Source organism: Streptomyces sp. GMY02, from assembly GCF_019056675.1.
Taxonomy (GTDB): Bacteria; Actinomycetota; Actinomycetes; order Streptomycetales; family Streptomycetaceae; genus Streptomyces; species Streptomyces odonnellii.
The window spans coordinates 51,639-72,361 of record NZ_CP077658.1 but is presented as its reverse complement, the minus strand read 5'-3'; the positions used below and the strand labels follow the sequence as shown (position 1 = coordinate 72,361).

At 68.4% G+C, this 20,723-nt stretch carries 20 protein-coding genes and 2 pseudogenes; 9 read left to right on the top strand and 13 right to left on the bottom strand.

Going from position 1 to position 20,723, the window contains the following annotated elements:
* Nucleotide 1: 1 nt before the first annotated feature.
* The 3 genes and pseudogenes from KQY30_RS00280 to KQY30_RS36005 form a co-directional block, all read right to left on the bottom strand.
* Nucleotides 2-718 carry a CDP-diacylglycerol diphosphatase gene (locus KQY30_RS00280; RefSeq protein WP_217304994.1) on the bottom strand — a complete coding sequence of 239 codons (717 nt, stop codon included), beginning with the start codon at nt 716-718 and terminating at the stop codon, nt 2-4.
* 504 nt (nt 719-1,222) lie between these two features.
* On the bottom strand, nt 1,223-2,305 hold the full coding sequence (locus KQY30_RS00275) for a HAMP domain-containing sensor histidine kinase (RefSeq protein ID WP_217304993.1): 1,083 nt from the start codon (nt 2,303-2,305) through the stop codon (nt 1,223-1,225).
* Between the two features lies 1 nt (nt 2,306).
* Nucleotides 2,307-2,441: pseudogene (locus KQY30_RS36005) on the bottom strand (response regulator transcription factor); the annotation flags it as partial.
* A 139-nt stretch (nt 2,442-2,580) separates the two neighbouring features.
* Between KQY30_RS36005 and KQY30_RS00270 the strand changes: the two are divergent.
* Both KQY30_RS00270 and KQY30_RS00265 read left to right on the top strand, forming a co-directional pair.
* The gene (locus KQY30_RS00270; protein WP_302185288.1) at nt 2,581-3,726 is read left to right on the top strand and encodes a peptidoglycan bridge formation glycyltransferase FemA/FemB family protein; all 1,146 of its coding nucleotides are present in this window, start codon (nt 2,581-2,583) and stop codon (nt 3,724-3,726) included.
* A gap of 103 nt (nt 3,727-3,829) precedes the next feature.
* Entirely contained in the window at nt 3,830-3,967 is a 138-nt protein-coding gene (locus KQY30_RS00265) for a hypothetical protein (RefSeq protein ID WP_217304992.1), read from the top strand.
* Nucleotides 3,968-3,970: 3 nt separating this feature from the next.
* Here the strand turns inward: KQY30_RS00265 and KQY30_RS00260 are convergent, their stop codons facing one another.
* The gene (locus KQY30_RS00260) at nt 3,971-4,639 is read right to left on the bottom strand and encodes a class I SAM-dependent methyltransferase (RefSeq protein WP_217304991.1); all 669 of its coding nucleotides are present in this window, start codon (nt 4,637-4,639) and stop codon (nt 3,971-3,973) included.
* 131 nt (nt 4,640-4,770) lie between these two features.
* The gene (gene murF, locus KQY30_RS00255; protein ID WP_217304990.1) at nt 4,771-6,114 is read right to left on the bottom strand and encodes a UDP-N-acetylmuramoyl-tripeptide--D-alanyl-D-alanine ligase; all 1,344 of its coding nucleotides are present in this window, start codon (nt 6,112-6,114) and stop codon (nt 4,771-4,773) included.
* A 106-nt stretch (nt 6,115-6,220) separates the two neighbouring features.
* Here murF and vanH point away from each other — a divergent pair, with 106 nt between their 5' ends.
* The 3 genes from vanH to vanX are packed head-to-tail and all read left to right on the top strand — an operon-like array spanning nt 6,221 to nt 8,836.
* The gene (gene vanH, locus KQY30_RS00250) at nt 6,221-7,198 is read left to right on the top strand and encodes a D-lactate dehydrogenase VanH (RefSeq protein ID WP_217304989.1); all 978 of its coding nucleotides are present in this window, start codon (nt 6,221-6,223) and stop codon (nt 7,196-7,198) included.
* The gene (gene vanA, locus KQY30_RS00245; protein ID WP_217304988.1) at nt 7,191-8,231 is read left to right on the top strand and encodes a D-alanine--(R)-lactate ligase; all 1,041 of its coding nucleotides are present in this window, start codon (nt 7,191-7,193) and stop codon (nt 8,229-8,231) included. Before vanH ends, vanA begins: the two co-directional genes overlap by 8 nt.
* Entirely contained in the window at nt 8,228-8,836 is a 609-nt protein-coding gene (gene vanX / locus KQY30_RS00240) for a D-Ala-D-Ala dipeptidase VanX (RefSeq protein ID WP_217304987.1), read from the top strand. Before vanA ends, vanX begins: the two co-directional genes overlap by 4 nt.
* 132 nt (nt 8,837-8,968) lie before the next feature.
* Here vanX and KQY30_RS00235 read toward each other — a convergent pair whose 3' ends face one another.
* A complete protein-coding gene (locus KQY30_RS00235; RefSeq protein WP_217304986.1) occupies nt 8,969-9,964 on the bottom strand; it encodes an alpha/beta fold hydrolase in 996 nt (331 codons plus the stop codon).
* Nucleotides 9,965-10,143: 179 nt separating this feature from the next.
* Here KQY30_RS00235 and KQY30_RS00230 point away from each other — a divergent pair, with 179 nt between their 5' ends.
* Complete coding sequence (locus KQY30_RS00230) at nt 10,144-10,716, top strand: helix-turn-helix domain-containing protein (protein WP_217310641.1); 573 nt, start codon at nt 10,144-10,146, stop codon at nt 10,714-10,716.
* A 262-nt stretch (nt 10,717-10,978) separates the two neighbouring features.
* On the top strand, nt 10,979-11,743 hold the full coding sequence (locus tag KQY30_RS00225; protein WP_217304985.1) for a bifunctional 2-polyprenyl-6-hydroxyphenol methylase/3-demethylubiquinol 3-O-methyltransferase UbiG: 765 nt from the start codon (nt 10,979-10,981) through the stop codon (nt 11,741-11,743).
* A 262-nt stretch (nt 11,744-12,005) separates the two neighbouring features.
* Here the strand turns inward: KQY30_RS00225 and KQY30_RS00220 are convergent, their stop codons facing one another.
* The 3 genes from KQY30_RS00220 to KQY30_RS00210 form a co-directional block, all read right to left on the bottom strand.
* Nucleotides 12,006-15,029, bottom strand: a complete 3,024-nt coding sequence (locus KQY30_RS00220; protein WP_217304984.1) for a tetratricopeptide repeat protein — start codon at nt 15,027-15,029, stop codon at nt 12,006-12,008.
* Between the two features lie 17 nt (nt 15,030-15,046).
* Nucleotides 15,047-15,376 (bottom strand): trypco2 family protein, encoded by a 330-nt coding sequence (locus KQY30_RS00215; protein ID WP_217304983.1) that lies wholly within the window; start codon nt 15,374-15,376, stop codon nt 15,047-15,049.
* A 175-nt stretch (nt 15,377-15,551) separates the two neighbouring features.
* Entirely contained in the window at nt 15,552-16,043 is a 492-nt protein-coding gene (locus tag KQY30_RS00210; protein ID WP_217311528.1) for a hypothetical protein, read from the bottom strand.
* 236 nt (nt 16,044-16,279) lie between these two features.
* Between KQY30_RS00210 and KQY30_RS37275 the strand changes: the two are divergent.
* A pseudogene (locus tag KQY30_RS37275) lies at nt 16,280-16,972 on the top strand (response regulator transcription factor); the annotation flags it as partial.
* Nucleotides 16,973-17,086: 114 nt separating this feature from the next.
* Here the strand turns inward: KQY30_RS37275 and KQY30_RS00200 are convergent.
* Nucleotides 17,087-17,410 (bottom strand): AzlD domain-containing protein, encoded by a 324-nt coding sequence (locus tag KQY30_RS00200; protein ID WP_217304982.1) that lies wholly within the window; start codon nt 17,408-17,410, stop codon nt 17,087-17,089.
* Nucleotides 17,407-18,087, bottom strand: coding sequence for an AzlC family ABC transporter permease (locus tag KQY30_RS00195; RefSeq protein WP_217304981.1), 681 nt, complete (start codon nt 18,085-18,087; stop codon nt 17,407-17,409). The genes KQY30_RS00200 and KQY30_RS00195 overlap by 4 nt, the downstream gene beginning before the upstream one ends.
* 65 nt (nt 18,088-18,152) lie before the next feature.
* Between KQY30_RS00195 and KQY30_RS00190 the strand changes: the two genes are divergently transcribed.
* Nucleotides 18,153-18,725 carry a helix-turn-helix domain-containing protein gene (locus tag KQY30_RS00190; protein ID WP_217304980.1) on the top strand — a complete coding sequence of 191 codons (573 nt, stop codon included), beginning with the start codon at nt 18,153-18,155 and terminating at the stop codon, nt 18,723-18,725.
* A gap of 131 nt (nt 18,726-18,856) precedes the next feature.
* On the opposite strand, the gene fabG is transcribed toward KQY30_RS00190, so the two are convergent.
* Both fabG and KQY30_RS00180 read right to left on the bottom strand, forming a co-directional pair.
* Nucleotides 18,857-19,576, bottom strand: a complete 720-nt coding sequence (fabG, locus tag KQY30_RS00185; RefSeq protein WP_217304979.1) for a 3-oxoacyl-[acyl-carrier-protein] reductase — start codon at nt 19,574-19,576, stop codon at nt 18,857-18,859.
* 56 nt (nt 19,577-19,632) lie between these two features.
* The gene (locus KQY30_RS00180) at nt 19,633-20,715 is read right to left on the bottom strand and encodes a branched-chain amino acid aminotransferase (protein ID WP_217304978.1); all 1,083 of its coding nucleotides are present in this window, start codon (nt 20,713-20,715) and stop codon (nt 19,633-19,635) included.
* Nucleotides 20,716-20,723: the final 8 nt, after the last annotated feature.

Here is a 20,723-nt window from a genome sequence, read left to right as displayed (position 1 = left end):
GTCAGGCGTACACCAGCAGGTAGTCGCACGTGCTCGTGCCGTCGTGGAGGGACGTGTCGCTGTTGAGGACGTAGAAGGAACCGGCGAATCCGGTGGTCGTCATCTTCGGAACCACGATCAGGGTCTGGTTCGCCATGTTCAGTGAGTTCGGGACGACCACGTTCCGGTACAGCAGTGTGAAGAGGTTCTGTTGGAGGTCGCGGAGCCTGAGGATGCGGTAGACGCGGTCGCCCGAACCCGCCGGCCCAGAGATGGGCGCCTGGTTGCCCGGGGCGGCCCATTGGGAGGGCTGCGTGGCCATGCGGCCCTGGGATTCGAGTTCCTGGAGTCGCCTCTGTGTGCTCCCCCTGATTCCGGCCATGTGAATGTGCAGTTGGTTGAACTGGCGGGCGCCTTGCGAGTTGATCCCCAGTCCGATATTCGGGTACTGCACGGGGACGCTTCCTCCGCTTCTCGCGTTCTCCCATGCGTCCTGCCAGTAGTTCGCTGCCGAGTTCGTGTGGATGAACGGGCATTCGATGCCCGTGATCCGGCACGAGGGGAGGAGTAGATAGTTGTGCGTGTTCTCCGGTTTTCCGTGCAGCACGACGTAATTCGGGGTCGTTCTCAAGCAGTCGGGCCTGGGCTGCGGTGGCGGCGGGACGGTGCCCCGCGTGCAGTACTGGACGTCGTGCCAGAGCGGGTCGTTGTCGGTGGGACTGCCGCAGAGGGACTGCATCTGAGAGGGCGGACAGGGGCTCGCGCCCCCACCGGGAGGAGGGGGCGAGGGGCACGAGCGGGCGGGCGACGGTCCTCCGTGCACCGGGTTCGCCATGGCGGTCTTACCTGCCATGACTCCCGCTCCGGTCAGCAGCGCCGCGGCACCAAGGGTGCCCGAGAGAGTAACGAATTGACGCCGGGGAAATTCGTTCGCGTTTTTCTGGTCGTTCATGCGTGTGATCTCCGATGATGATGACCGCTGTCCGGATTTGGCGGACGTGAGCGAGAGGGTGTTTTCGCCCCGGGGTTTCGCTCTCGTCGATCCGTTCACAGAATAGGGACGTGAGATCGGATTTCCCATCGACTGCACGGGCTGGTGTGGCGCATCCGCCATTGAGAGGTATTCCGTTTGCGTTACGGGTGCCGCTTCCCGTCGCCCGTAACGTGTCGGTCGCTGAACAGCCTCACCGGCGCCCCGACGTTGCGAAAACTGTCCCCGGCCGCGCGTCGATTCCCCGATTTTTCATCTGTCGGCGTACGGGGACATCGCGGGTAGTTCCACAGTGATGCGGAGGCCGCCGGCGGAGCGCGGGGCGAGGGTGAGTGTGCCGTCGTGTGCCTGGGTGATGGTTTTGACGATGGCCAGGCCGAGGCCGACGCCCGCGTGGTCACTGTGTACGCGCTCGGTGCCGCGCTGGAATGGTTCGGTGAGTGTCGAGACCTGTTGGGGGGCGAGCTGCTCGCCGGTGTTTTCGACAGTGAGTACCGCGGTGTGAGTGCGGGCGCTGGTGTGGATCCATACGTTGCCGTGTTCCGGCAGGTTGTGGACGATCGCGTTCTGCACGAGGTTCGTGGTGAGCTGCAGCAGGAGCGCTTGTGACCCGGTCGTGGGGGTGAAGTCGCCGCTGGTTTCGAGGGTGACGCCGTGTTTTTCCGCGAGGGGAAAGAGTGTTTCGGTGGCTTCTTCTGCGATGAGGGACAGGTCGACAGGTTCTCGGGTGAAGGACCGCTGGTTGGCGCGGCTGAGCAGGAGCAGTGCCTCGATGAGGTCGATGGCTCGGGTGTTGACGACATGGAGGCGATCGATGATTTCGCCGGTGTCATGGTTCGGGTCGGTACCGGCCACGTCGAGCAGCGCCTTCGAGATCGCCAGCGGCGTGCGCAGCTCGTGCGAGGCGTTGGCTGCGAATCTCTGCTGTTCGGCGACGTGTGCTTCGAGCCGGGCGAGCATCGTGTCGAAGGCGTCGGCGAGTTCGCGGAACTCGTCCTCGCGGCCCGGCATCTGGATGCGGTGCGAGAGTGATCCGTTCGCGGCCATGCGGGTGGCGTACGTGACGCGGTTCAGCGGCGCGAGCATGCGGCCGGCGAGGAACCACCCTCCCCCGAGACCGAACACCAGCAGGAACACCATGGTGACGGCCGCCATCGGAGCGAAGTCGCGCGCGACGGAGAGGCTGTAGCCGGGTATGAAGACGAGCCCGACATGCTTCACACGCGTCAGGAACAACCACCCGGCGATGAGCATCAGGGCGCCGGCCAGCATGAGGAATCCGGTGTAGCTGAGGGTGAGTTTGAGGCGGACGCTCAGCCCGGGCTCCCTGTTCACGCTCGCCTCCCTCAGGTCCGGTGCCGGGTGCCGTGTCGACGCGGTGGCCGACACTCCGCACGGTGGCGATCATCCGGGCTTCGCCGAGCCGTTCGCGCAATGCCGGGACGGTGACGCGCACGGCGTTGGTGAACGGGGTGGTGTTCGCGTCCAAGATTGGGCTCGTCCTCGACGATCAAGACACGCATGTTCTCAAGGCTACGAGCCGGCACATATCGCCGGCGTATCGAAAACCGGATACGTGCCGACAACGCCACGCCGCCTTGACTCAAGGCATGTACTACAGCGAACCAGCACGGACAGCGGGTGTGCGCCTGACCGTCGAACCGATCAGCGCCGCCGAGCACTTGGCGTTCGTGCGGACACAGCGGTCGGCCAGCTTCCTCCAGACACCGGCATGGGCCCGTGTCAAGACCGAGTGGCGCAACGAGTCCCTCGGCTGGTTCGACGGTCGGCGGCTGGTCGGTGCCGGGCTCGTCCTGCACCGGCCGGTGCCGCGGCTCGACCGCTTCACGCTGGCCTATCTGCCCGAGGGCCCGGTCATCGACTGGACCGGCGCGATCGACATGTGGCTCGATCCGCTGGCGGCGTATCTCAAGGCGCACGGCGCGTTCGCGATCCGGCTCGGCCCGCCGGTGTACACGAATGTCTGGAGCGCCGCCCAGGTCAAGGAGGGCATCGCCGATCCGGGCATCAAGCGGCTAACCGACATGCCCAGCCAGTGGGACGACTCGGTCGGCGCCCGTGTGACCGGTCAGCTCAGTGACGCCGGCTGGCTGCCGCAGAACCCGGAGGACGGCTTCGGGGTCGGGCATCCGCAGTTCAAGTATGAGATTCCGCTGGCCGGCAGGACCGAGGACGACCTGCTCAGGGGTATGAACCAGCTCTGGCGCCGCAACATCAAGAAGGCGGCCAAGGAGGGGGTCGAGGTCACGGTCGGAGAGGACCTGAAGGCGTTCCACGACCTTTACGTCCACACTGCCGAGCGCGACCGCTTCACGCCCCGGCCGCTGCGCTACTTCGAGACCATGCGCGCGGCGCTGCATGCCGAGGACCCCGAGCGGATCAAGCTCTATCTGGCCCACCATCAGGGCGACTTGGTCGCCGCCACCATCCTGGTCCGCGTCGGCGCCCACGCGGTGTACGCCTACGGTGCGTCCGCCACCGAGAAGCGCGAGGTGCGCGGCTCCAACGCCTGCCAGTGGGCGATGATCCGCGACTCCCTTGCGGCCGGCTGCGACGTCTACGACCTGCGCGGTATCACCCCAACCCTCGACGCCGACGACTCGCACGTCGGACTGATCCAGTTCAAGGTCGGCACCGGCGGTCAGGCGGTACGGTACGTCGGCGAGTGGGACCTGCCGTTGCGGCCGATGGTCTACTGGGCCTTCGACCTCTATATGAGGCGGCGCGGGCGCTGAGTCTCAAGGCGGACTTCGGCCTGGCCGGCACGGCTCGCGTCCGGGAGGCGGCGGGGCCGCCGCGAGGGACTCACGTACCAGAAGTACCCTGCCTGGCTTCCCCATGGTCCTGTTCATCGGCCGGCAGATCCTCGCCGTCCGGGAGATCCACCACCAGTACGATAACTACGGCTTCGCCGTTGACATCCCCTTGTCCGCAGGGCTTTTGGCAGGGGTACCCTGCGCCGCTTCCCGCGCATGATCGTCAGCCGGGGCGCCTGGCCATGACGACCAGACCCGGCCCGCTGTACTCCTGCGGGGGGAGCCGGAGTTCGGCGACCGGGTGCAGGCCGGCCTGCTCGATCAGGTCCACAAATTGTTCCGGCCGCCATTTGTGGGTGGTCCAGCGAACGGGCACACCCCCGTAAGCCTCGGTGCGTACCGCGTCTTCGTCGCCGACGTGTGTCGCGGTGATGAAGTGCCCGCCCGGCTTCAACGCGCGCGAGAACAGGGCGAGAACCTGAGGAAGGACGTCGCGGGGGAGGTTGAACAGTGACCACCATCCGAGCACGCCGCCGAGGGACGCTTCATCAAGGTCGAGGTCGGTGGCGGAGGCGACGCTGAAGCGGCATTGCGGATGAAGACGGCGCGCGTTTTCGATCATGCGGGGTGAGAGATCGACTCCGGACACGTCGAGTCCGCGTTCGGCGAGGTAGGCGGTTACGGTTCCGGGGCCGCAGCCGACGTCGAGGACGGGCCCGAGCTCCCTCACGGTGTCGGCGAACGCGTCGATCGATGCCTTGAGCCATGGATGGCGACGGATGTCGCCGACTCCCGTTGTCACCACCATATGGGCGTAGTTGTCGGCCACGCGGTCATAGGACTCACGAACCACGTCGAGATCGGCCGGGCGGTCAACAGGGTGTGCGCGCATCGGCCAACGATAGGACGAGCGAGGGGTTGGCGTTGGATGGTGGGCCATCGGCAAGCCTTTCCACCAGAAGGTCGCGGGCGCCGAGGCATACGTCGACGTTCTGGAGCACACGCTCGCCCGCGCGTCGCCAGCTACTCAAGCGCGGCGGCGACCTCGTCGAGGCGTACCCCGCGGGAGGCCTTGACGAGCACCACATCGCCCGTCGCGAGGTGGCCGCGCAGCCAGTCGACTGCCGCGTCGTTGTCGGCCAGCACCACCGACCGCTTGCCCGCGCCGTCGGCGATCGGCCGGGCGGCCTCGCCGACCGCGGCCACCACGTCGGCCCGGACGGCGGCGTACTCCCCGACGGCGCGGTGTTCGGCCTCACTGGCGTCGCCGAGTTCGAGCATCTCGCCGAGGACGGCGATGCGGCGCCCGCCCTCGATCGCCGCGAGTGCGTCCAGGGCGGCGCGGGTCGAGTCGGGGTTGGCGTTGTAGGAGTCGTTGAGCAGCGTCGCGCCACAGGCGAGATCGCGCAGCTCCATGCGCCACTTCGACAGCGAGGCGGTGGCCAGCGACGCCGTGGCCACGTCGAGGGGTACACCGGCCGCCAGCCCCGCAGCTACGGCAGCCGACGCGTTGAGCGCCTGGTGGGCGCCCACGAGCGGCAGCGCGCAGGGAGCCGAGGCGTCGGCGGTCCGCAGCGTGAAGGACGGTCGGCCGAGCCGGTCGAGGGAGAGGCCGAGCGCCCGCACGTCAGCGTGTTCCGCCCGGCCGAAGGTCAGCACCGGATCGTCGGTGAGCGAGCGCATCGCGACCACCCGGGGATCGTCGCCGTTCAGGACGGCAGTGCCGCCGGGCGCCATCCCCCGTACCAGTTCGCTCTTGGTCCGGGCGATGGCCGCGCGCGACCCGAACTCGCCGAGGTGGGCCTGGCCGACATTGAGGACGACGGCGATGTCGGGCGCGACCAGACCGGTGAGCGTGGCGATGTCGCCGATACGGCGTGCTCCCATCTCCAGTACGAGGAACCGAGTGGCCGCGTCGGCGCGCAGCATGGTGAGCGGCACGCCGAGCTCGTTGTTGAGCGAGCCGATTGTGGCGATGGTCGGCGCGGCGTCCGACAGCACAGCCGCCAGCAGGTCCTTGGTGCCGGTCTTGCCCTGGGAGCCGGTCAGCCCGACCACGGTCAGCCTGTCGCGGAGTTGGGCCACGACGTGGGCGGCGAGCGCCTGCAGTGCGGCCCGGGCGTCCTCTACGACGACGGTGGGAAGCGGCGTGGGCCGGGAGCCGAGCACAGCCACCGCGCCGGCCCGGCCGGCCTGGTCGGCGTAGTCGTGGCCGTCGTCGTGCTCGCCGGTGAAGGCGACGAAGAGGCCGCCCGGCTCGGCCTGTCGGCCGTCGAGCACGGCCGGCGCGGTCACGGTCACGGAGCTGTCGCCCTCGACCTTTCCGCCTACGATCTCGGCGATCTCTCCGAGGCGGAGGGGGATCATGCTGTTTCCTCTTTGTTCATGCCCACATTCAAGGCGCTGCAATATATCGCTGGCGTATCGAAAACCACATACGTTTCGGCAACACCACGCCGCCTTGACTGGAGGCATGACCGAAAGCGAAACGCTCCGCATCACCATCTATGGGTGCGGCCCGGATGAGGCCGTCCTGTTCCGAGAGCTGGCGCCTCGCTTCGGCGTAACGCCGACCATCACGGACGCACCGGTATCCGAAGCCAATATTGAACTGGCATCCGGAAGCCGATGTATCAGCATCGGCCACAAGACTCCCATCACAAACGCCGCTCTTCTCGCGCTTGGTCAAGTCGGCGTGTCCTATATTTCTACGCGAAGCATCGGGTACGACCATATCGATGTGGAATATGCCGATGGCGTCGGTATTTCAGTGGAAAACGTCACCTACTCACCGGATGGCGTGGCCGACTACACGTTGATGCTAATTTTGATGGTGGTTCGGGATGCAAAATCCATCATCCGTCGTGCAGAAATACGTGATTACAGACTGAGTGAAGCGCGTGGGAGAGAGCTGCGCGATCTGACCGTCGGGGTGATCGGAACAGGCCGCATCGGCGCTGCGGTCATCGACAGGCTACGGGGTTTCGGCTGTCGAATACTCGCCCATGACCGCCGCGCCAAGGCCGCCGTCGACTACGTTCCGCTCGATGAACTGCTTCAGCAGAGCGATATTGTCACGCTCCATGTACCGCTTGAGGCAGATACCCGCCATCTGCTGAATCGACAGCGCATGGAGCAGATGAAGCACGGTGCGTTCATCGTCAATACGGGACGCGGTGCGCTCATCGATACCGAGGCGCTTCTTTCCGGATTGGGGAGCGGCAGGTTGAGCGGTGCGGCGCTGGATGTCCTCGAAGGCGAGGAAGGAATCTTCTACGCCGACTGCCAGAATAAGCCCATTGAAAGCAAGGCGCTGCTACGGCTGCAAGACCTGCCCAATGTGCTCATCAGTCCGCACACCGCCTACTACACGGACCGTGCCCTGAGTGACACGGTCGAAAACTCCATCATCAACTGCCTGAAATTCGAAAGCGGGAACCAGCATGGATAGGCTGAGGGTCGGGATCATATTCGGGGGCCGTTCCGAAGAGCACCCCATATCCGTCAAGTCTGCGCAGGAGGTCGCCAGGCACCTCGATGTCGAGAAGTGCGAACCGTTCTATATCGGCATCACGAGGGACGGCGCCTGGAAGCTCTGCGGCAGCCCCGACGCGGATTGGGAGAACGGAGATTGCCGTCCGGCTGCGCTGTCGCCCGACAGCAGCGTGCGCGGACTGCTCGTCCAGGAGCAGGGGCGGTACGAAACGACTCCTCTGGACGTCGTGCTGCCCGTACTGCACGGCAAGCTCGGCGAGGATGGCGCGATGCAGGGGTTGCTGGAGCTCTCCGGCATCCCCTATGTGGGCTGCGACGTGCAGAGTTCCGCTCTGTGCATGGACAAGTCCCTTGCCTACGTCGTCGCCCGAAGCGCGGGTATCGCTACGCCGAACTTCTGGACCATTGCGGCGGACGAGAACATCGATTCCGAACAGCTCACCTATCCGCTCTTCGTGAAGCCGGCACGTTCGGGGTCGTCATTCGGCGTCACCAAGGTATCAACAGAAGAGGAACTGCTGAGCGCGGTGGAAACCGCAAGGCAGTATGACTCGAAGGTACTGATCGAAGAGGCTGTCGTGGGCAGCGAGGTCGGATGTGCCATTCTGGGGAACGAGCTGGATCTGATGGTGGGCGAGGTGGATCGAATCGCTCTCTCCCACGGCTTCTTCCGGATCCATCAGGAGGATGCGCCCGAAACCGGTTCTGACAATTCGACGGCAATCGTTCCCGCCGACATTTCAGCGGAGTCCCGACTGCTCGTTCAGGAGACGGCCATGGCCGTATACCGTGCCTTGGGATGCAGGGGACTGGCACGGGTGGACCTGTTCCTCAAGGACGACGGAACGGTAGTCCTCAACGAGGTCAATACGTTTCCCGGTATGACGTCGTACAGCCGTTACCCGAGGATGATGGCCGCCGCAGGGGTGTCGCTCGGTGAAGTGATCGACCGGATGGTCTCGCTGGTAATGACGGGGAAAAGCCGATGAAGGAGGACTTCGTCTTTGTGGACGAGTTGGCACCCGGAATACGCTGGGATGCCAAGTACGCCACGTGGGACAACTTCACCGGCAAGCCGGTGGACGGGTATCTGGCCAATCGGATCGTCGGCACAATGGCTTTGTGTACGGCACTGGAGCGAGCGCGAGAGAAGGCTGAATCGATCGGTTTCGGCTTGCTGCTCTGGGACGGTTATCGCCCGCAGCGCGCCGTCGACTGCTTTCTGCGCTGGTCGGAACAGCCGGAGGACGGCCGGACGAAGACACGGCACTACCCGAATATCGCCAGAGCCGAGATCTTCGAAAAGGGATATGTGGCCGCCAAGTCGGGCCACAGCCGGGGCGGCACCGTTGATCTGACGCTCTACGTATTGGCCACCGGCGAGCTCGCTCCCATGGGCGGTGACCACGATTTGATGGATTCCATCTCGCATCATGGAGCAGAGGGGATTATGCATGCCGAAGCGAGGAACCGCCAGTGCCTTCGGTCCATCATGGAGACGTGCGGTTTTAGTGCGTACGATTGCGAGTGGTGGCATTACACACTCAAAGACGAACCGTATCCGGACACCTATTTTGATTTCCCCATCACATAGTGGAGTCGGCCGAATAAGCTGGTTAGGCTTTGGAAGCGCTGACAGCAGCTCTCCGGTGTGCACGCTATCCGCAGTTGCGTGGCGCGAATTTCCGTCGGGGGTCTCCGGCGGCGGCCCCGGCCAGCCCCGCGTTCAGCCCTTCAGGGAGGCGAGCCAACCGGTCAGCAGGCGGTTGACTTCCTCGGGGCGTTCCTGCTGGATCCAGTGCCCGCAACCGTCCAGGATGTGGGAGGCGGCCAAGCCGGGGAGCGTGGCGGGGAAGGCGTCGATGGCGTCGGCCATCCAGGTCGTGGAGGCGTCCAGGGCGCCGCCGATGAACAGGGACGGCTGCTTGATCGGAGCGCCACGATAGGGGGCGAGGTCTTCCCAGTCGCGGTCCATCTTGCGATACCGATTGAGGGCCCCGGTCAGGCCGGTGCGCTCGAACTCCCCGGCGTACACGTCGAGGTCGTCCTCACCCAGCCAGGCAGGCAGTCTGCCGCCGCCGGGGAAGCGGTCACGCAGCAGGCCGCCGGCCCGGGTCACGAAGTGCGGGTCGGGCTCGCCCTGGGCGGGCATCGTGTCGGCGGACAGAGCCGCGTAGAAGCCCCCGAGCCACCCCCGTACATCGGGCTCCATCTCCGCCTCGGCACGGCCGGGCTCCTGGAAGTACGACACGTAGAACTCCTGCTCAGGGCCCCCGATCTGGCTGAAGATGTCGGTGGGGCGGGGGCCGCCGGGCGGCGCGTAGGGGACGCTCAGCAGAGCCACGGCGCGGAAGACCTCGGGGTGGAGCAGGGCGGAGGTGGCGGCGATGTTGGAGCCCCAGTCGTGGCCGACGACCACCGCCGTCTCCTCGCCGAGTGCGCGTACGAGGGCGACGTTGTCCTGGACCAGGTCGAGCATCCGGTAGGCGTCCGTCGCGGCTGGCTTGGAGGAGCGGCCGTAGCCGCGTACGTCGAGCGCCACGGCCCGGTATCCCGCCGCCGCGAGGGCTGGGAGCTGGCGGCGCCAGGAGTACCAGGACTCGGGGAAGCCGTGAACGAGCAGGACCAGGGGCCCGCTGCCCTGCTCGACCAGGTGCAGGCGCCCGGCGGGGGCCTCGATGGTGCGGTGGCGCAGTTCGGCGGACGGCGCGGGCTGGTGCATGGCTTCTCCTCGGTTCACGGGCGGCCTCGGTTACCCACCGATCATGCGGCGCGGCGGCCGCACGACGCGACAACCCTTGCCACTCTGGCAAACTTGCAGGACAGGGTGGTGGAAGCAGTACGGCTGGAGGGAGCGGGGCGACGGTGACGGACGACGGCACAGCCGACACATTGGCGGCCATGGGCCCCCGGCTGCGGGCCGCGCGCGAGCAGCGCGGCGCCACACTCACCGGCGTCAGCCGTGCCACCGGCATCTCGTCGAGCACGCTGTCGCGGATCGAAACCGGCCGGCGCAAGCCCACCCTGGAGGTGCTGCTGCAACTCGCGAAGGAGTACGACGTCTCCCTCGACGAACTGGCCGGCACCACACCCACCACGGCAGCCCGCTCCCGCGCCTCCGTGCCGCAACGTTCCGGCGACGACAAGGCAGTGCTGCCACTGACCCGGTACGTCGGGGGCCTGCACGCCCACAAGCACGTCCTGCCCGCCAACGACACACCGCCCACGCGGCCGCAGGTGGTCTCCCACGACGGATACGAATGGCTGTGCGTCCTGTACGGGCGGCTGTGGCTCGCGCTCGGCGACCAGGACCTCATCCTGACCGCCGGAGACACCGCCGAGTTCGACACCCGCACCGCCCACGGAGTCACAAACGCCGGACCTGGCGGACCGGTGGAATACCTGATCATGTTCGGGCCACAGGGAGAGCGCCTACGATCGCGCACCACCCGGTCCAGTGTTGGTCGCGGCTGAACGGGGGTGATGCCGTGACAGCCCGGCGCGGTCGCGGCGATCCCGCACACCATGTCTGGTACGAGCGATGAGCTGCGGTCGGCCGAGCACCTTGCCGGAGGACTCGCGCGTACCTCCGCGCCGCGTGAACCGCGCAGCGAACTCGGACCGTGGAGGCCGCGCGGTGGCGCCGGGGTCAGCGGCGCACTTCGCCGCGCCCGCTGGCGCCGTAACCCGAAAAAGCAGTGGCCGCGCGGGCTCGGGGCCACATACGTTCGCCTCCATGGTTGACGCAGCATTCGGGCATCCGCGCCTCGCCGCCATCTACGACCCGCTCGATCCGGACCGCAGCGATCTCGACGCTTATCTCGCGATGGCGGAGGAGTTCGGTGCGCGGTCCGTGCTGGACATCGGGTGCGGTACGGGCGTGTTCGCGCTGCTGCTCGCCGAGCGCGGTACCACGGTCACCGGGATCGATCCCGCGCGGGCGTCCGTCGATGTCGCGCGTGGCAAGCCGGGCGCGGAGCGGGTGCGCTGGCTCGACGGCGACGCGGGGGACCTGCCGCCCATGCAGATCGACCTGGTGACGATGACCGGGAACGTCGCCCAGGCGATCACGGATCCGCAGGCGTGGCGTACGACGCTGCGCGGCGCGTACGAGGCGCTGCGGCCCGGCGGGCGGCTTGTCTTCGAAACGCGCGATCCGGCGCAGCGAGTGTGGGACGAGTGGGCGGAGTGGACGCGCGAGACCACGTACCGCGTGACGGACATCCCGGGCGTCGGCCACGTCGAGACCTGGGCCGAGTTGACGGACGTCAGCCTGCCGCTGGTGAGCTTCCGGGGCACGCACGTATTCGCTGCGGACGGGGACGTACTGACCTCGGAATCGACACTCCGCTTCCGTGAACGTACCGAGATCGAGCGGGACTTGCACGAGCACGGCTTCGTCGTCGAGGACGTACGCGACGCACCCGACCGGCCGGGCAGGGAGTTCGTGTTCGTGGCGCGGCGCGGTACCGCGGAGCCCGTTCCCCGCGGGATGCGCTAGGGAGCGGGACATGAACACGGCCTTCGTCTGATCCTGTGCTCCGACCAAAGAGGCACTTGACCAGTGCGGAGGCCGTCGGGGAATGGGGCTGCTGCATCATGATGTCCGGCGGGAAGCATTCGCGGTCGCGTCACGCTCCCGGGACGACTTCTTCGACTGCCTGACCGCGCGTGGGGATACGCTGTTCGAGCTGGTAGACGCGTTACTGCGACCGACCCGCCGGACTGTCACCGCGACCGCCTGCCCGACACCTGCCGGGCCATCACCGGCCAGGCATCGGGCGGAGCCTGCGCAGCGTCTCCCGTGCCTCCCCGAGCAGGTCGTCGAAAGCTCCGGGGTTCTCCCGTGCGAGGTCGCCGTAGTGGCGTGCCGCTTCCTCGGCGGCGGCCAGGGCCTCCGTCCCCCGCCCCGCCGCTCCCAGGTCCTCGGCGAGGTTGAGCAGGGAGGCGGCGAGCCCCGGCAGATGAGCGGCGGGGTTTTCCCGGACGAGGTCCCTGCGGATGCGGACGGCCTCCTCGACGGCGGACAACCCCTCGTCCGCCCGTCCTACTTCGCCCAGGTCGACGGAGTAATTGCTGAGCGACCTGGCCAGGAAGGGCAGATAGGCGTCGGGCTTGTCGCGGGCGAGAGCGCGGTAAAGGTCGACGGCCTCCTGCGAGACGGCCAGGCTCTCGTCCCACCGCCCCAGGGAGCTGAGCCGGTTGGCGAGGTTGTTCAGGGATATCGCGAGGTCGGACTGGGGGCCGGCGGGGCCGCCGCGTACGAGGTCCCGTCGGATGCGGACAGCCTCCTCGGCTGCGGCCAGCCCTTCCTGCGGCCGGCCCACCCGGCCCAGACCGGCGGAGAGGTTGCTGAGTGCCATGGCGAGATCGCGGCGCTGCCCGCCGTGCTGTTTCGTGAGGGCGCGGTAGCGGCGTACCGCGTCCTCGGCCGTGACCACGAACTCCGCCCACCGCCCCAGGTCTCCTTGCCGGTTGGCGAGGATGTTCAGCGCGGAGGCGAGGGCCTGGTCGTGGACGCCGTGCTCGTCGGCGTCGAGTGAACGGTAGAGGTCCACCGCCTCCGTGGCGGCGGCCAGTGCCTCTTCCCGACGGCCCGTGGCGCCGAGCCGGCCCGCGAGATTGCTCAGGGCCTTGGCGAGGCCGGGCCGAGCGCGGGGATCGTCCCGCACGGCGGCCCGGTACCGGTCGGCCAGGACGCGGGAGAGGCCGACGGCCCACAGGGCCAGACGGCGGCTGAACTCGGGCAGTTGGTCGGCGAGGGCCTGAAGGTCGGTGAGGGCGGTGTCCGGGTCGTCGCTGATCCTGCCGAGTGCCGTGACCAACGGGTCGGGGTGGCTGGTCTGCGTGGCGGTGGCGACAAGAGGCCCGGCCAGCCTGTGGTGGTGCCGCAGGCACAGCTCGACCAGAGGCTCGTCCAGCCGGCCTTGGAAAACCGGGTGGGCGGCGGCCCGGCTGTAGACGGTGAGGAGTCGACCGCCCTGCTGCTCGTCGGCGCCCGCGGCCAGGTGTTCGGCCAGTCCGGGATCGGCATCGAGCAGGCGGCCGGCCAGGCGTTCGCCGAGCCGGTCGGGCTGGAGCCCGGACCAGAGACGGCCCGGGACGACCGACGGGTAGAGAGAGCCGATCCAGGCCGTGACCGTGTCGCGGCGGTCGCGGCCCTGGTCGGCCAGCACCGGCAGCCGCTGCCAGACCTCGTCCGCCTGCCCGGGGGAGGCCGCGCCGGTCAACTGGGCTGCGACGAGCGCTGTTTCGAGGGTTTCCGGGCTCAGCGCGGGAGTCAGCCCGAGTACCGCGGCACGGCGGTCCCAGTAGCGGCGTTCGTGGCCCAGCAGTCGGTCCTCCACTCCGTCCGGGGGCCGGTCGGGGGGCCCGCCGGGACTGTCACCGGAGGCTTCGCCGGCTGCGTCGAGAAGATCCGCGAGCGCGGTCATCTGCAAGGTCAGCGCGTTCTCCAGTCCGGGCCCGCCCAGTTGTCCCGGGCGTTCACCGGCGCCGAGCGCCGCGCCCAGGGCCAGCCAGTCGGTGGCCGCCAGGCCTCTCACCTGCGGCAGCGCGTCGGCGAGGGCGCCGACCGCTCGTCGGTACGCGTCCGCGCGGTCTGCCGGATCGGGCTGGAGCGGCGGCAGTTCGACGGTCGGTGTGCCGTCGAGCCAGTCCTCGGTGCGCCGCGTCGTGCTCTGGGCCCGGGCCCACCAGGCACCGGCCGTCCGCGCCAGCAGGAGCACCTTGAACGCCGTCGCGCCGTCGTGAGCCGCTGCGGCGTCGACCAGTTCGGCAAGCTGATCGACACGGTTCTCCGCGTAGTCGACCACGACCAGCAGCGGCTTGGCGGCGTCCCGCAGTTCCCGGATCCGTCCCGCCACGCCGTCGGCCCGCAGCCAGAGCACCACCCAGCCGCTCGCGGCCAGCCGGTCCGACAACTGGTACGCCAGCCGGCTTTTCCCCTGCCCGCCGGGCCCGTGCAGCAGCCAGGCGCCGAACCCGCCCCGTGCGCACCACCTGAGCAGTCGGCCGACCAGTTCCTCGCGTCCGTAGAAGGGAACCGTGCGCCGCTCGGCGCGGAGCAGCGCGGCCGGGGTGCGCAGCCCGCCGGGCGGGCCCTCCGCGTCGTCGTCGGCGAGGTGCTGGAACTCCGCCGCCGCCAACCCGGCCGTGCCGCCGCCCCCGTGCTCGGCCAGCGCCGCCCGGAAGGCCGGGTCGTGGTGCAGTACGTAGGCGGGCACCACATTCAGCGCGGCGTGGGCCGAGTGCTCCCGGTCCGAGGCGACCACGCCGATGAGCAGCCGGTCGCAGAACACCGCCGCGCCCGACAGCCCACCCCACGGAGATTCCCCGTCCGAGGCCCACTGCGGCGCCTGCCGCACCAGATCCATGACGTACTGGTTGCCGACGAAACCCGAGCCCGGGTTCATCCGGCCCGTCAACTGCGCGGCCTCGACGGGTTTTCCGCGCCGCTGTACGACCTCGGGCACGCCCCACGTCTCGCACTCGATGTCGGGCCGGTCGGTCGCCGTCCGCCCCCACCGCACACGGGCCGTCCCGGACGGCGGGCGCCACCGGTCGTCGTCGATACGGACGAGCGCCGCGTCGTCCCGCGCGCCCGGGGTACCGCACCACACCACCACACCTGGCACCGGCATGTCGCCGGCCGGGCGGAACACCTCCACCCGCTGCCCGGCCCGCCCGACCACATGAGCCGATGTCAACACCAGCCGCGTCCCCACGGCGTAGCCGGAGCCGGGCCCACCCGGCCCCGTCACCGCGACCAGTCGTGAACGTTCCACCGGTCCGTCGACCGCCCTCAGTCCGGGATACGGTCGCCGGTGGCGCCCGGGCCCGCCGGCCGGTCGGCGGAACCGCTGATCAGCAGGTCCCCGCCCTGTGCGTTACGGGGCGTCAGCGTGACCGCCACCCGATGGGTACGGCCGCGCGAGACTCCGGCCTCGGTCTCCGCTCCCACTGCCCACAGCTTGAAGCCCGCTTTCGCCTTGGCGTCGGCCCGCAACTCGACCTCGAACTCCATCTCCACCGGCCCCACCGCGAACACCACGTCCTGACCGGCCCCGCGTGAAGCGGCCTCAAGCAACTCGTCCCGCACCGCCGCCACCGCGTCCACCAGCGGAATGTCCATCACGCCACCTCGCCCACCCGTTGCGCCCGGTCGATGCGCCCACCGTAGAACCGGCCGCCCGACGAGCGCAGGGCAAATCCGAATCTTCCGACGCCCTTGGGCGCCGGTGCCGCCCGTAATCGGCAGCGGCTCGATGCCGCTGCGTCGCGCGGGGCCGTCGGGCGGAACAGCGGGATCAGGTCTTGGAGTCGTCGCTACGGGTTCGCCGGTCCGGGGATCGGGTCCACAGTTCAGTGCGGATCAGCGCGGCGATGAAGGTGACCGTGCCGATGAGCACGACTGACCAGGCGACGGTCATCCACGTGGATTCGGTGCGGAACACGTACGGCGTGAACACCGCCATGACGACGGCGAACACACCGAGTACGGCCGACCGGCCGAATCTCGTCGCAGCCTTCCTCGGGCGTTGCCGGACGGGCTCGCCGGGCGCTGCGGTGAGGGTGCGGGTCTGGATCAGTGGACCGCCGATCTGTGCGCCGGCGGCGATGTGGTTGTGGACGTCCGTCTCGTCCGGGTCCCGGTCCTCGCCGTCGGGCGCGCCGCCGATGGTGAGACCGTCCGGGCCGAAGGTGATAGGCCCGGTGATGTCGCGGGCCTGGATCACCCGGCCGGTGATCCTTGCTCCTTCGCCCACATGGTTGTAGGTACCGCCCTGGCCTTCCGGCATGAAGCCCTCCCCAATTTCACGACCTACTCCAGCACGCCACTGAGGACGGTTGTACCCAGGCCCGACCAATCGTTGACGACGTCCGTACGCGACGGAGTGAAACCGTCGCTGGTGCGAGCGACCCGAGGAGTTCGGCCTCAGCGCCCATTGGCAGGGGGCGCCGAATCCCGGAGGGCGGGTTCCAGGACGGGAACAGGATCTTATTCCGCCCCGTCGGTCCGGATCCCGTATACGGTATGGCAATGGCCCCGTGGCGATTCACGGCAGGAGCCTTCCTTCGTCGAAGGCTGCCGAAGGCCGTCGGAGACCGAATTCTTTCGGCGAGTACGACAGGAAATCGGAACCGAGTCGTCCGGGTCCGACGAATAAACCGTTCATCCGGTTTTCAATTCCGCAGCGCCCGGTCGCGCATGACCCGGATAGCCGTATCCTCGCAGGCCAAGGGCTTCTCCAGCAAGGGCAGACCTACGAGTCGCCCGTGGATTTTGGCATTTTCCACTGTCAAGGTGCACTTGTCAGTCGGACAACAAGCACACTCAGCCATCGTCTCCGGTGGGGATTCCCCTGAATCATGCACGTGGTTGACTGCGTCTTGTTACAGGGATCGACAAACGCCACGCCAGGGGATATGGGGAGACGCGGATATGGAAAGGAACGGCGAGTGGAGACAGGACCTGCCGATGGATGTCGACGAGGGAGTAAGACTCGCGGTGATTGCCGCATTCGGCCGGACGAGTTCCGTATCCAGTGGGCTGAGGGAGATCCGCGCGAAGATCTCGGATCTGTCCGTGCGCGAGCTGGAGGTCTTCCGGGCGCTGGGTGAGGGCGAGTCGAACAGGATGATCGCGACCCGGCTCGCCGTCACGGAACGCACGGTCAAGGCCCATGTGGCCCGGATACTGGCGAAGCTGCGCGTCGAGTCCCGGCTCCAGGCAGGGATCGTCGCCTTCGCCTGGGCGCTCTCCCTCGACGACGGAGGTCCGGGCGCACGGCTGCCGATACGCTCCGCGCCGCCACCCGGCTCACGCGGCGAGGACCACCCGCTACGGCACGCCCAGCAGCCGCAGGACGGCGGTGAAGGCGGCAGCGGTCAGCACCACGACCAGGAACGGCATTTTGCGCCAGGCGAGGACACCCGCAACCACGACCCCTGCCGGGCGGGCGATTCCGGCCGGACCATGCCCTTCCATCAGAGCCGTCGTGGCGACGAGTGAGGCGAGCAGGACGATGGCGGACGTCTCCATCAGCTTCTCGGCCTGTGGCGGGAAGTTGATCCGGCTGCGCAGGGCCGGGCCGGCGAGCCGGAAGGCGAAGGTCCCCGCGGCGAGCACCAGCATCGCCACGATCAGGGAGATCTGACTGCTCATCGGCTCGCCTTCTTTCGCACGGAGGTGGTCGTGGTCAGTGCGACCAGCGCCAGCAGAACGGGCAGGCCCGCGGGCAGGAAGGGGGTGGTGGCCAGGGCGATCACGGCGCCGGCCAGCGCCGCGCGGCGCTTCTCCCGTTCACGGAAGGCCGGAAGGATCAGAGCCAGCAGGATGGCCGGGAACATCGCGTCAAGCCCGAAGGCGTCGGTGTCCTCGATCACGGTACCGATCAGGCCCCCCGTCACCGCGCCGAGCGGCCAGCAGATCAGGATGCCGAGGCCGCACGCCCAGTAGGCGGCGCGCTTGCGGGACAGGCCCTCCTGGGCCAAGGCGAAGACGACGGTCTCGTCATTCATCAGATGGGTGCCGAGCAGACGTCGCCAGCCGTGCCCGAGGACGTCGGGCACGGCCAGCCCGAACGGGACATGGCGCGCGTTGACCAGCAGGCCCGCCAGCACCGCGGCGATCGGGCTGCCACCGGCCGCGATGATCCCGATGAACAGGAACTCCGAGGACGCCGCGACCACCAGCAGGCCCAGTAACACCGGTAACCAGAGCGGGAATCCGGATGTGACGGCGATGGCGCCGTACGAGAGGCCGATGACGCCGACGGCCAGGCACACCAGCGCGATGTCCCGCAGCAGCCCTCGGTCGAGCGTTCTCCATATCGAATGCATAAAGAGTAGAATGAACATTCCCTGATGGTTCGTCAAGACGAACATGCGACCGCTGGAGCGAACGAATGGTGCAGGAAGTGCCTCTGCCGGCCAAGCCCCCACTGGCGTCCATCGCCTCCGGCCTCCGCCGGGAGCGCGTCAGGGCCTCGCTGTCACTCAGCGAGGTCGCCCGCCAGGCCGGGATCTCCAAGTCCACCCTGTCCCAACTGGAGTCGGGCAGCGGCAATCCCAGCCTGGAGACCCTGTGGGCGCTGTGCGTGGCCCTGAACGTGCCCTTCTCCCGTCTTCTCGACCCGCCCCAGCCGCAGGTCCAGGTCATCAGAGCCGACGAGGGGGCGGCGGTGGCCGCCGCCGGGGCGGACTACCGGGCGACCCTGCTCTCGGCCTGTCCGCCCGGCGCGCGCCGCGACGTCTACCGCATCGACGCGGAACCGGGCACCGTCCGCGCCTCGGACCCGCATATGCCGGGTGTGGTGGAGCACGTCCTGCTGGCGAGCGGCCGGGCCCTGGTCGGAGTGGCCGACGCCCCGGTGGAAATCCACGCGGGCGACTACGTCGCCTACCCGGCGGATCTCGCCCATGTCTTCGAGGCCCTGGCCCCGTCGACGAGGGCCGTGCTCATCTCGGAGCACATCTGACGCCCTCCTGACCGGCCGTACGGCGGACGGCCCCGCCCCGGACACCCCGTCGGCGGAGCCGCCCCCTGCCGCATGCCCGTGGGTCTCGGCCCCTGACCCGGCCAGATCCTGCCTGATCGACAAGACACGTCCTAGTGGCCCATGCCCAGCCCGCCGTCCACGGGAATGACCGCGCCCGTGATGTACGAGGCCTCCTCCGAGGCGAGGAAGCGCACCACGGCGGCGACCTCGTCCGGCCGCGCGTAGCGGCCGAGCGGCACCTGCCCCACGATCTTCGAGCGCCGCGTCTCGCCGAGCGCCCTGGTCATGTCGGTGTCCACGAAACCGGGGGCGACGACATTGAACGTGATGTCGCGCGAACCGAGTTCCCGGGCCAGCGACCGGGCGAGGCCGACCATCCCCGCCTTGGAAGCGGCGTAGTTGGCCTGCCCGGCCGTGCCGGACAGGCCGACCACCGAGGAGATCAGCACGACCCTCCCCTTTCGGGCCGCCATCATGCCGCCGCAGGAGCGCCTGACGACCCGGAAGGCCCCGGTGAGGTTGGTGTCGACCACCGAGGTGAAGTCCTCCTCGGACATCCGCATCAGCGAACGGTCCTTGGTGATACCGGCGTTCGCCACCAGTACCTCCACCGGACCGTGTTCCTCCTCCACCTTCTTGAACGCCCACTCGACCTGGTCGCCGTCGGTGATGTCGCACCGGACGGGGAGACAGCCCCGGGCGATGAGATCCTCGGGCGGTTCACCGGCGCGGTGGGTGAAGGCGACCCTGTCGCCGGCGTCGGCGAACGCGTGCGCCACGGCGATGCCGATGCCGCGGTTTCCTCCGGTGACAAGAACCGAGCGGTTCATTGCGAGCCCCCTTCGATACGGTTGCGGGCCGGCTGGTCCGGGCCCGGGGAGACCGGTCAGGCGATCTTGTGTACCCAGCCGTGCTGATCGAGGCGCTCGCCGTACTGAATGCCCATCAGTTCCTCGCGCAGCCGCCGGGTCACCGGCCCCGGTTCGCCGTCGCCGATGACCCAGGTCTCCTCACCCCGCTTGAACCGTCCGACCGGGGTGATCATCGAGGAGGTGCCGCACGAGAAGACCTCCGTCAGCGCGCCCGACGCCGTGTCCGCGCACCACTGGTCCGCGCTGATCCGCTCCTCCGACGCCGGATAGCCGAGGTCACGGGCCAGCGTCAGCAGGGAGTCCCGGGTGATCCCGTCCAGCAGTGTCCCGGTCAGCTCGGGGGTCACCAGCCGGTCCCCGTAGACGAAGAACATATTGCTGGTGCCCATCTCGTCGATCCAGCGGCGCTCCTTCGCGTCCAGCCAGACGACCTGGTCACAGCCCTGCTCCGCGGCTTGCCGCATGGCCAGCAGGGTGCCCGCGTAGTTGCCGCCGCACTTGGCGGCTCCCGTACCCCCGTCCGCGGCACGTGTGTACTCCGTCGAGAGCCATACGGACACGGGCTTGACGCCGTCCTTGAAGTACGCGCCGGAGGGCGAGGCGATCACGACGAACAGATAGGCGTTGGAAGGGCGGTAGAAACCCAGTGACGGCTGTGTCGCGATCATGAACGGACGCAGATAGAGGCTGTGCCCCTGCCGCGACGGCACCCAGTCGCGGTCGGCGTCGACCAGCAGCCGCAGCGCGTCGAGGAAGGCCTGCTCGGGGAGTTGGGGCATCGCCATCCGGGCGGACGAGCGGTTCAGCCGCGCCGCGTTGGCGTCGGGCCGGAAGATCGCGATCGACCCGTCGGTACGCCGGTACGCCTTCAGCCCCTCGAAGATCTCCTGTCCGTAGTGGAATACATGGGTCGAGGGATCGAGGACGAGCGGCCCGTACGGGCGCAGCAGGGCGTCGTGCCAGCCGCGCTCCTCCGTCCAACTGATCGTCACCATGTGATCGGTGAACGTGTCCCCGAAGGAGGGCGCGGACAGCAGCCGTTCCCGCTCGGCGTCGGGTAAGCGTTCTGCGGTCTGCGTGGTGAATTCGATGGTCATGCGGGCGC

Excerpts from the sequence above, each read along its gene's own strand:
- KQY30_RS00280 (WP_217304994.1), bottom strand. The coding sequence starts at position 718 with ATGCAGTCCCTCTGCGGCAGTCCCACCGACAACGACCCGCTCTGGCAC.
- KQY30_RS00270 (WP_302185288.1), top strand. The coding sequence starts at position 2,581 with ATGTACTACAGCGAACCAGCACGGACAGCGGGTGTGCGCCTGACCGTC.
- KQY30_RS00265 (WP_217304992.1), top strand. The coding sequence starts at position 3,830 with ATGGTCCTGTTCATCGGCCGGCAGATCCTCGCCGTCCGGGAGATCCAC.
- KQY30_RS00260 (WP_217304991.1), bottom strand. The coding sequence starts at position 4,639 with ATGCGCGCACACCCTGTTGACCGCCCGGCCGATCTCGACGTGGTTCGT.
- murF (WP_217304990.1), bottom strand. The coding sequence starts at position 6,114 with ATGATCCCCCTCCGCCTCGGAGAGATCGCCGAGATCGTAGGCGGAAAG.
- vanH (WP_217304989.1), top strand. The coding sequence starts at position 6,221 with ATGACCGAAAGCGAAACGCTCCGCATCACCATCTATGGGTGCGGCCCG.
- vanA (WP_217304988.1), top strand. The coding sequence starts at position 7,191 with ATGGATAGGCTGAGGGTCGGGATCATATTCGGGGGCCGTTCCGAAGAG.
- vanX (WP_217304987.1), top strand. The coding sequence starts at position 8,228 with ATGAAGGAGGACTTCGTCTTTGTGGACGAGTTGGCACCCGGAATACGC.
- KQY30_RS00235 (WP_217304986.1), bottom strand. The coding sequence starts at position 9,964 with ATGCACCAGCCCGCGCCGTCCGCCGAACTGCGCCACCGCACCATCGAG.
- KQY30_RS00230 (WP_217310641.1), top strand. The coding sequence starts at position 10,144 with ATGGGCCCCCGGCTGCGGGCCGCGCGCGAGCAGCGCGGCGCCACACTC.
- KQY30_RS00225 (WP_217304985.1), top strand. The coding sequence starts at position 10,979 with ATGGTTGACGCAGCATTCGGGCATCCGCGCCTCGCCGCCATCTACGAC.
- KQY30_RS00215 (WP_217304983.1), bottom strand. The coding sequence starts at position 15,376 with ATGGACATTCCGCTGGTGGACGCGGTGGCGGCGGTGCGGGACGAGTTG.
- KQY30_RS00210 (WP_217311528.1), bottom strand. The coding sequence starts at position 16,043 with ATGCCGGAAGGCCAGGGCGGTACCTACAACCATGTGGGCGAAGGAGCA.
- KQY30_RS00200 (WP_217304982.1), bottom strand. The coding sequence starts at position 17,410 with ATGAGCAGTCAGATCTCCCTGATCGTGGCGATGCTGGTGCTCGCCGCG.
- KQY30_RS00195 (WP_217304981.1), bottom strand. The coding sequence starts at position 18,087 with ATGCATTCGATATGGAGAACGCTCGACCGAGGGCTGCTGCGGGACATC.
- KQY30_RS00190 (WP_217304980.1), top strand. The coding sequence starts at position 18,153 with ATGGTGCAGGAAGTGCCTCTGCCGGCCAAGCCCCCACTGGCGTCCATC.
- fabG (WP_217304979.1), bottom strand. The coding sequence starts at position 19,576 with ATGAACCGCTCGGTTCTTGTCACCGGAGGAAACCGCGGCATCGGCATC.
- KQY30_RS00180 (WP_217304978.1), bottom strand. The coding sequence starts at position 20,715 with ATGACCATCGAATTCACCACGCAGACCGCAGAACGCTTACCCGACGCC.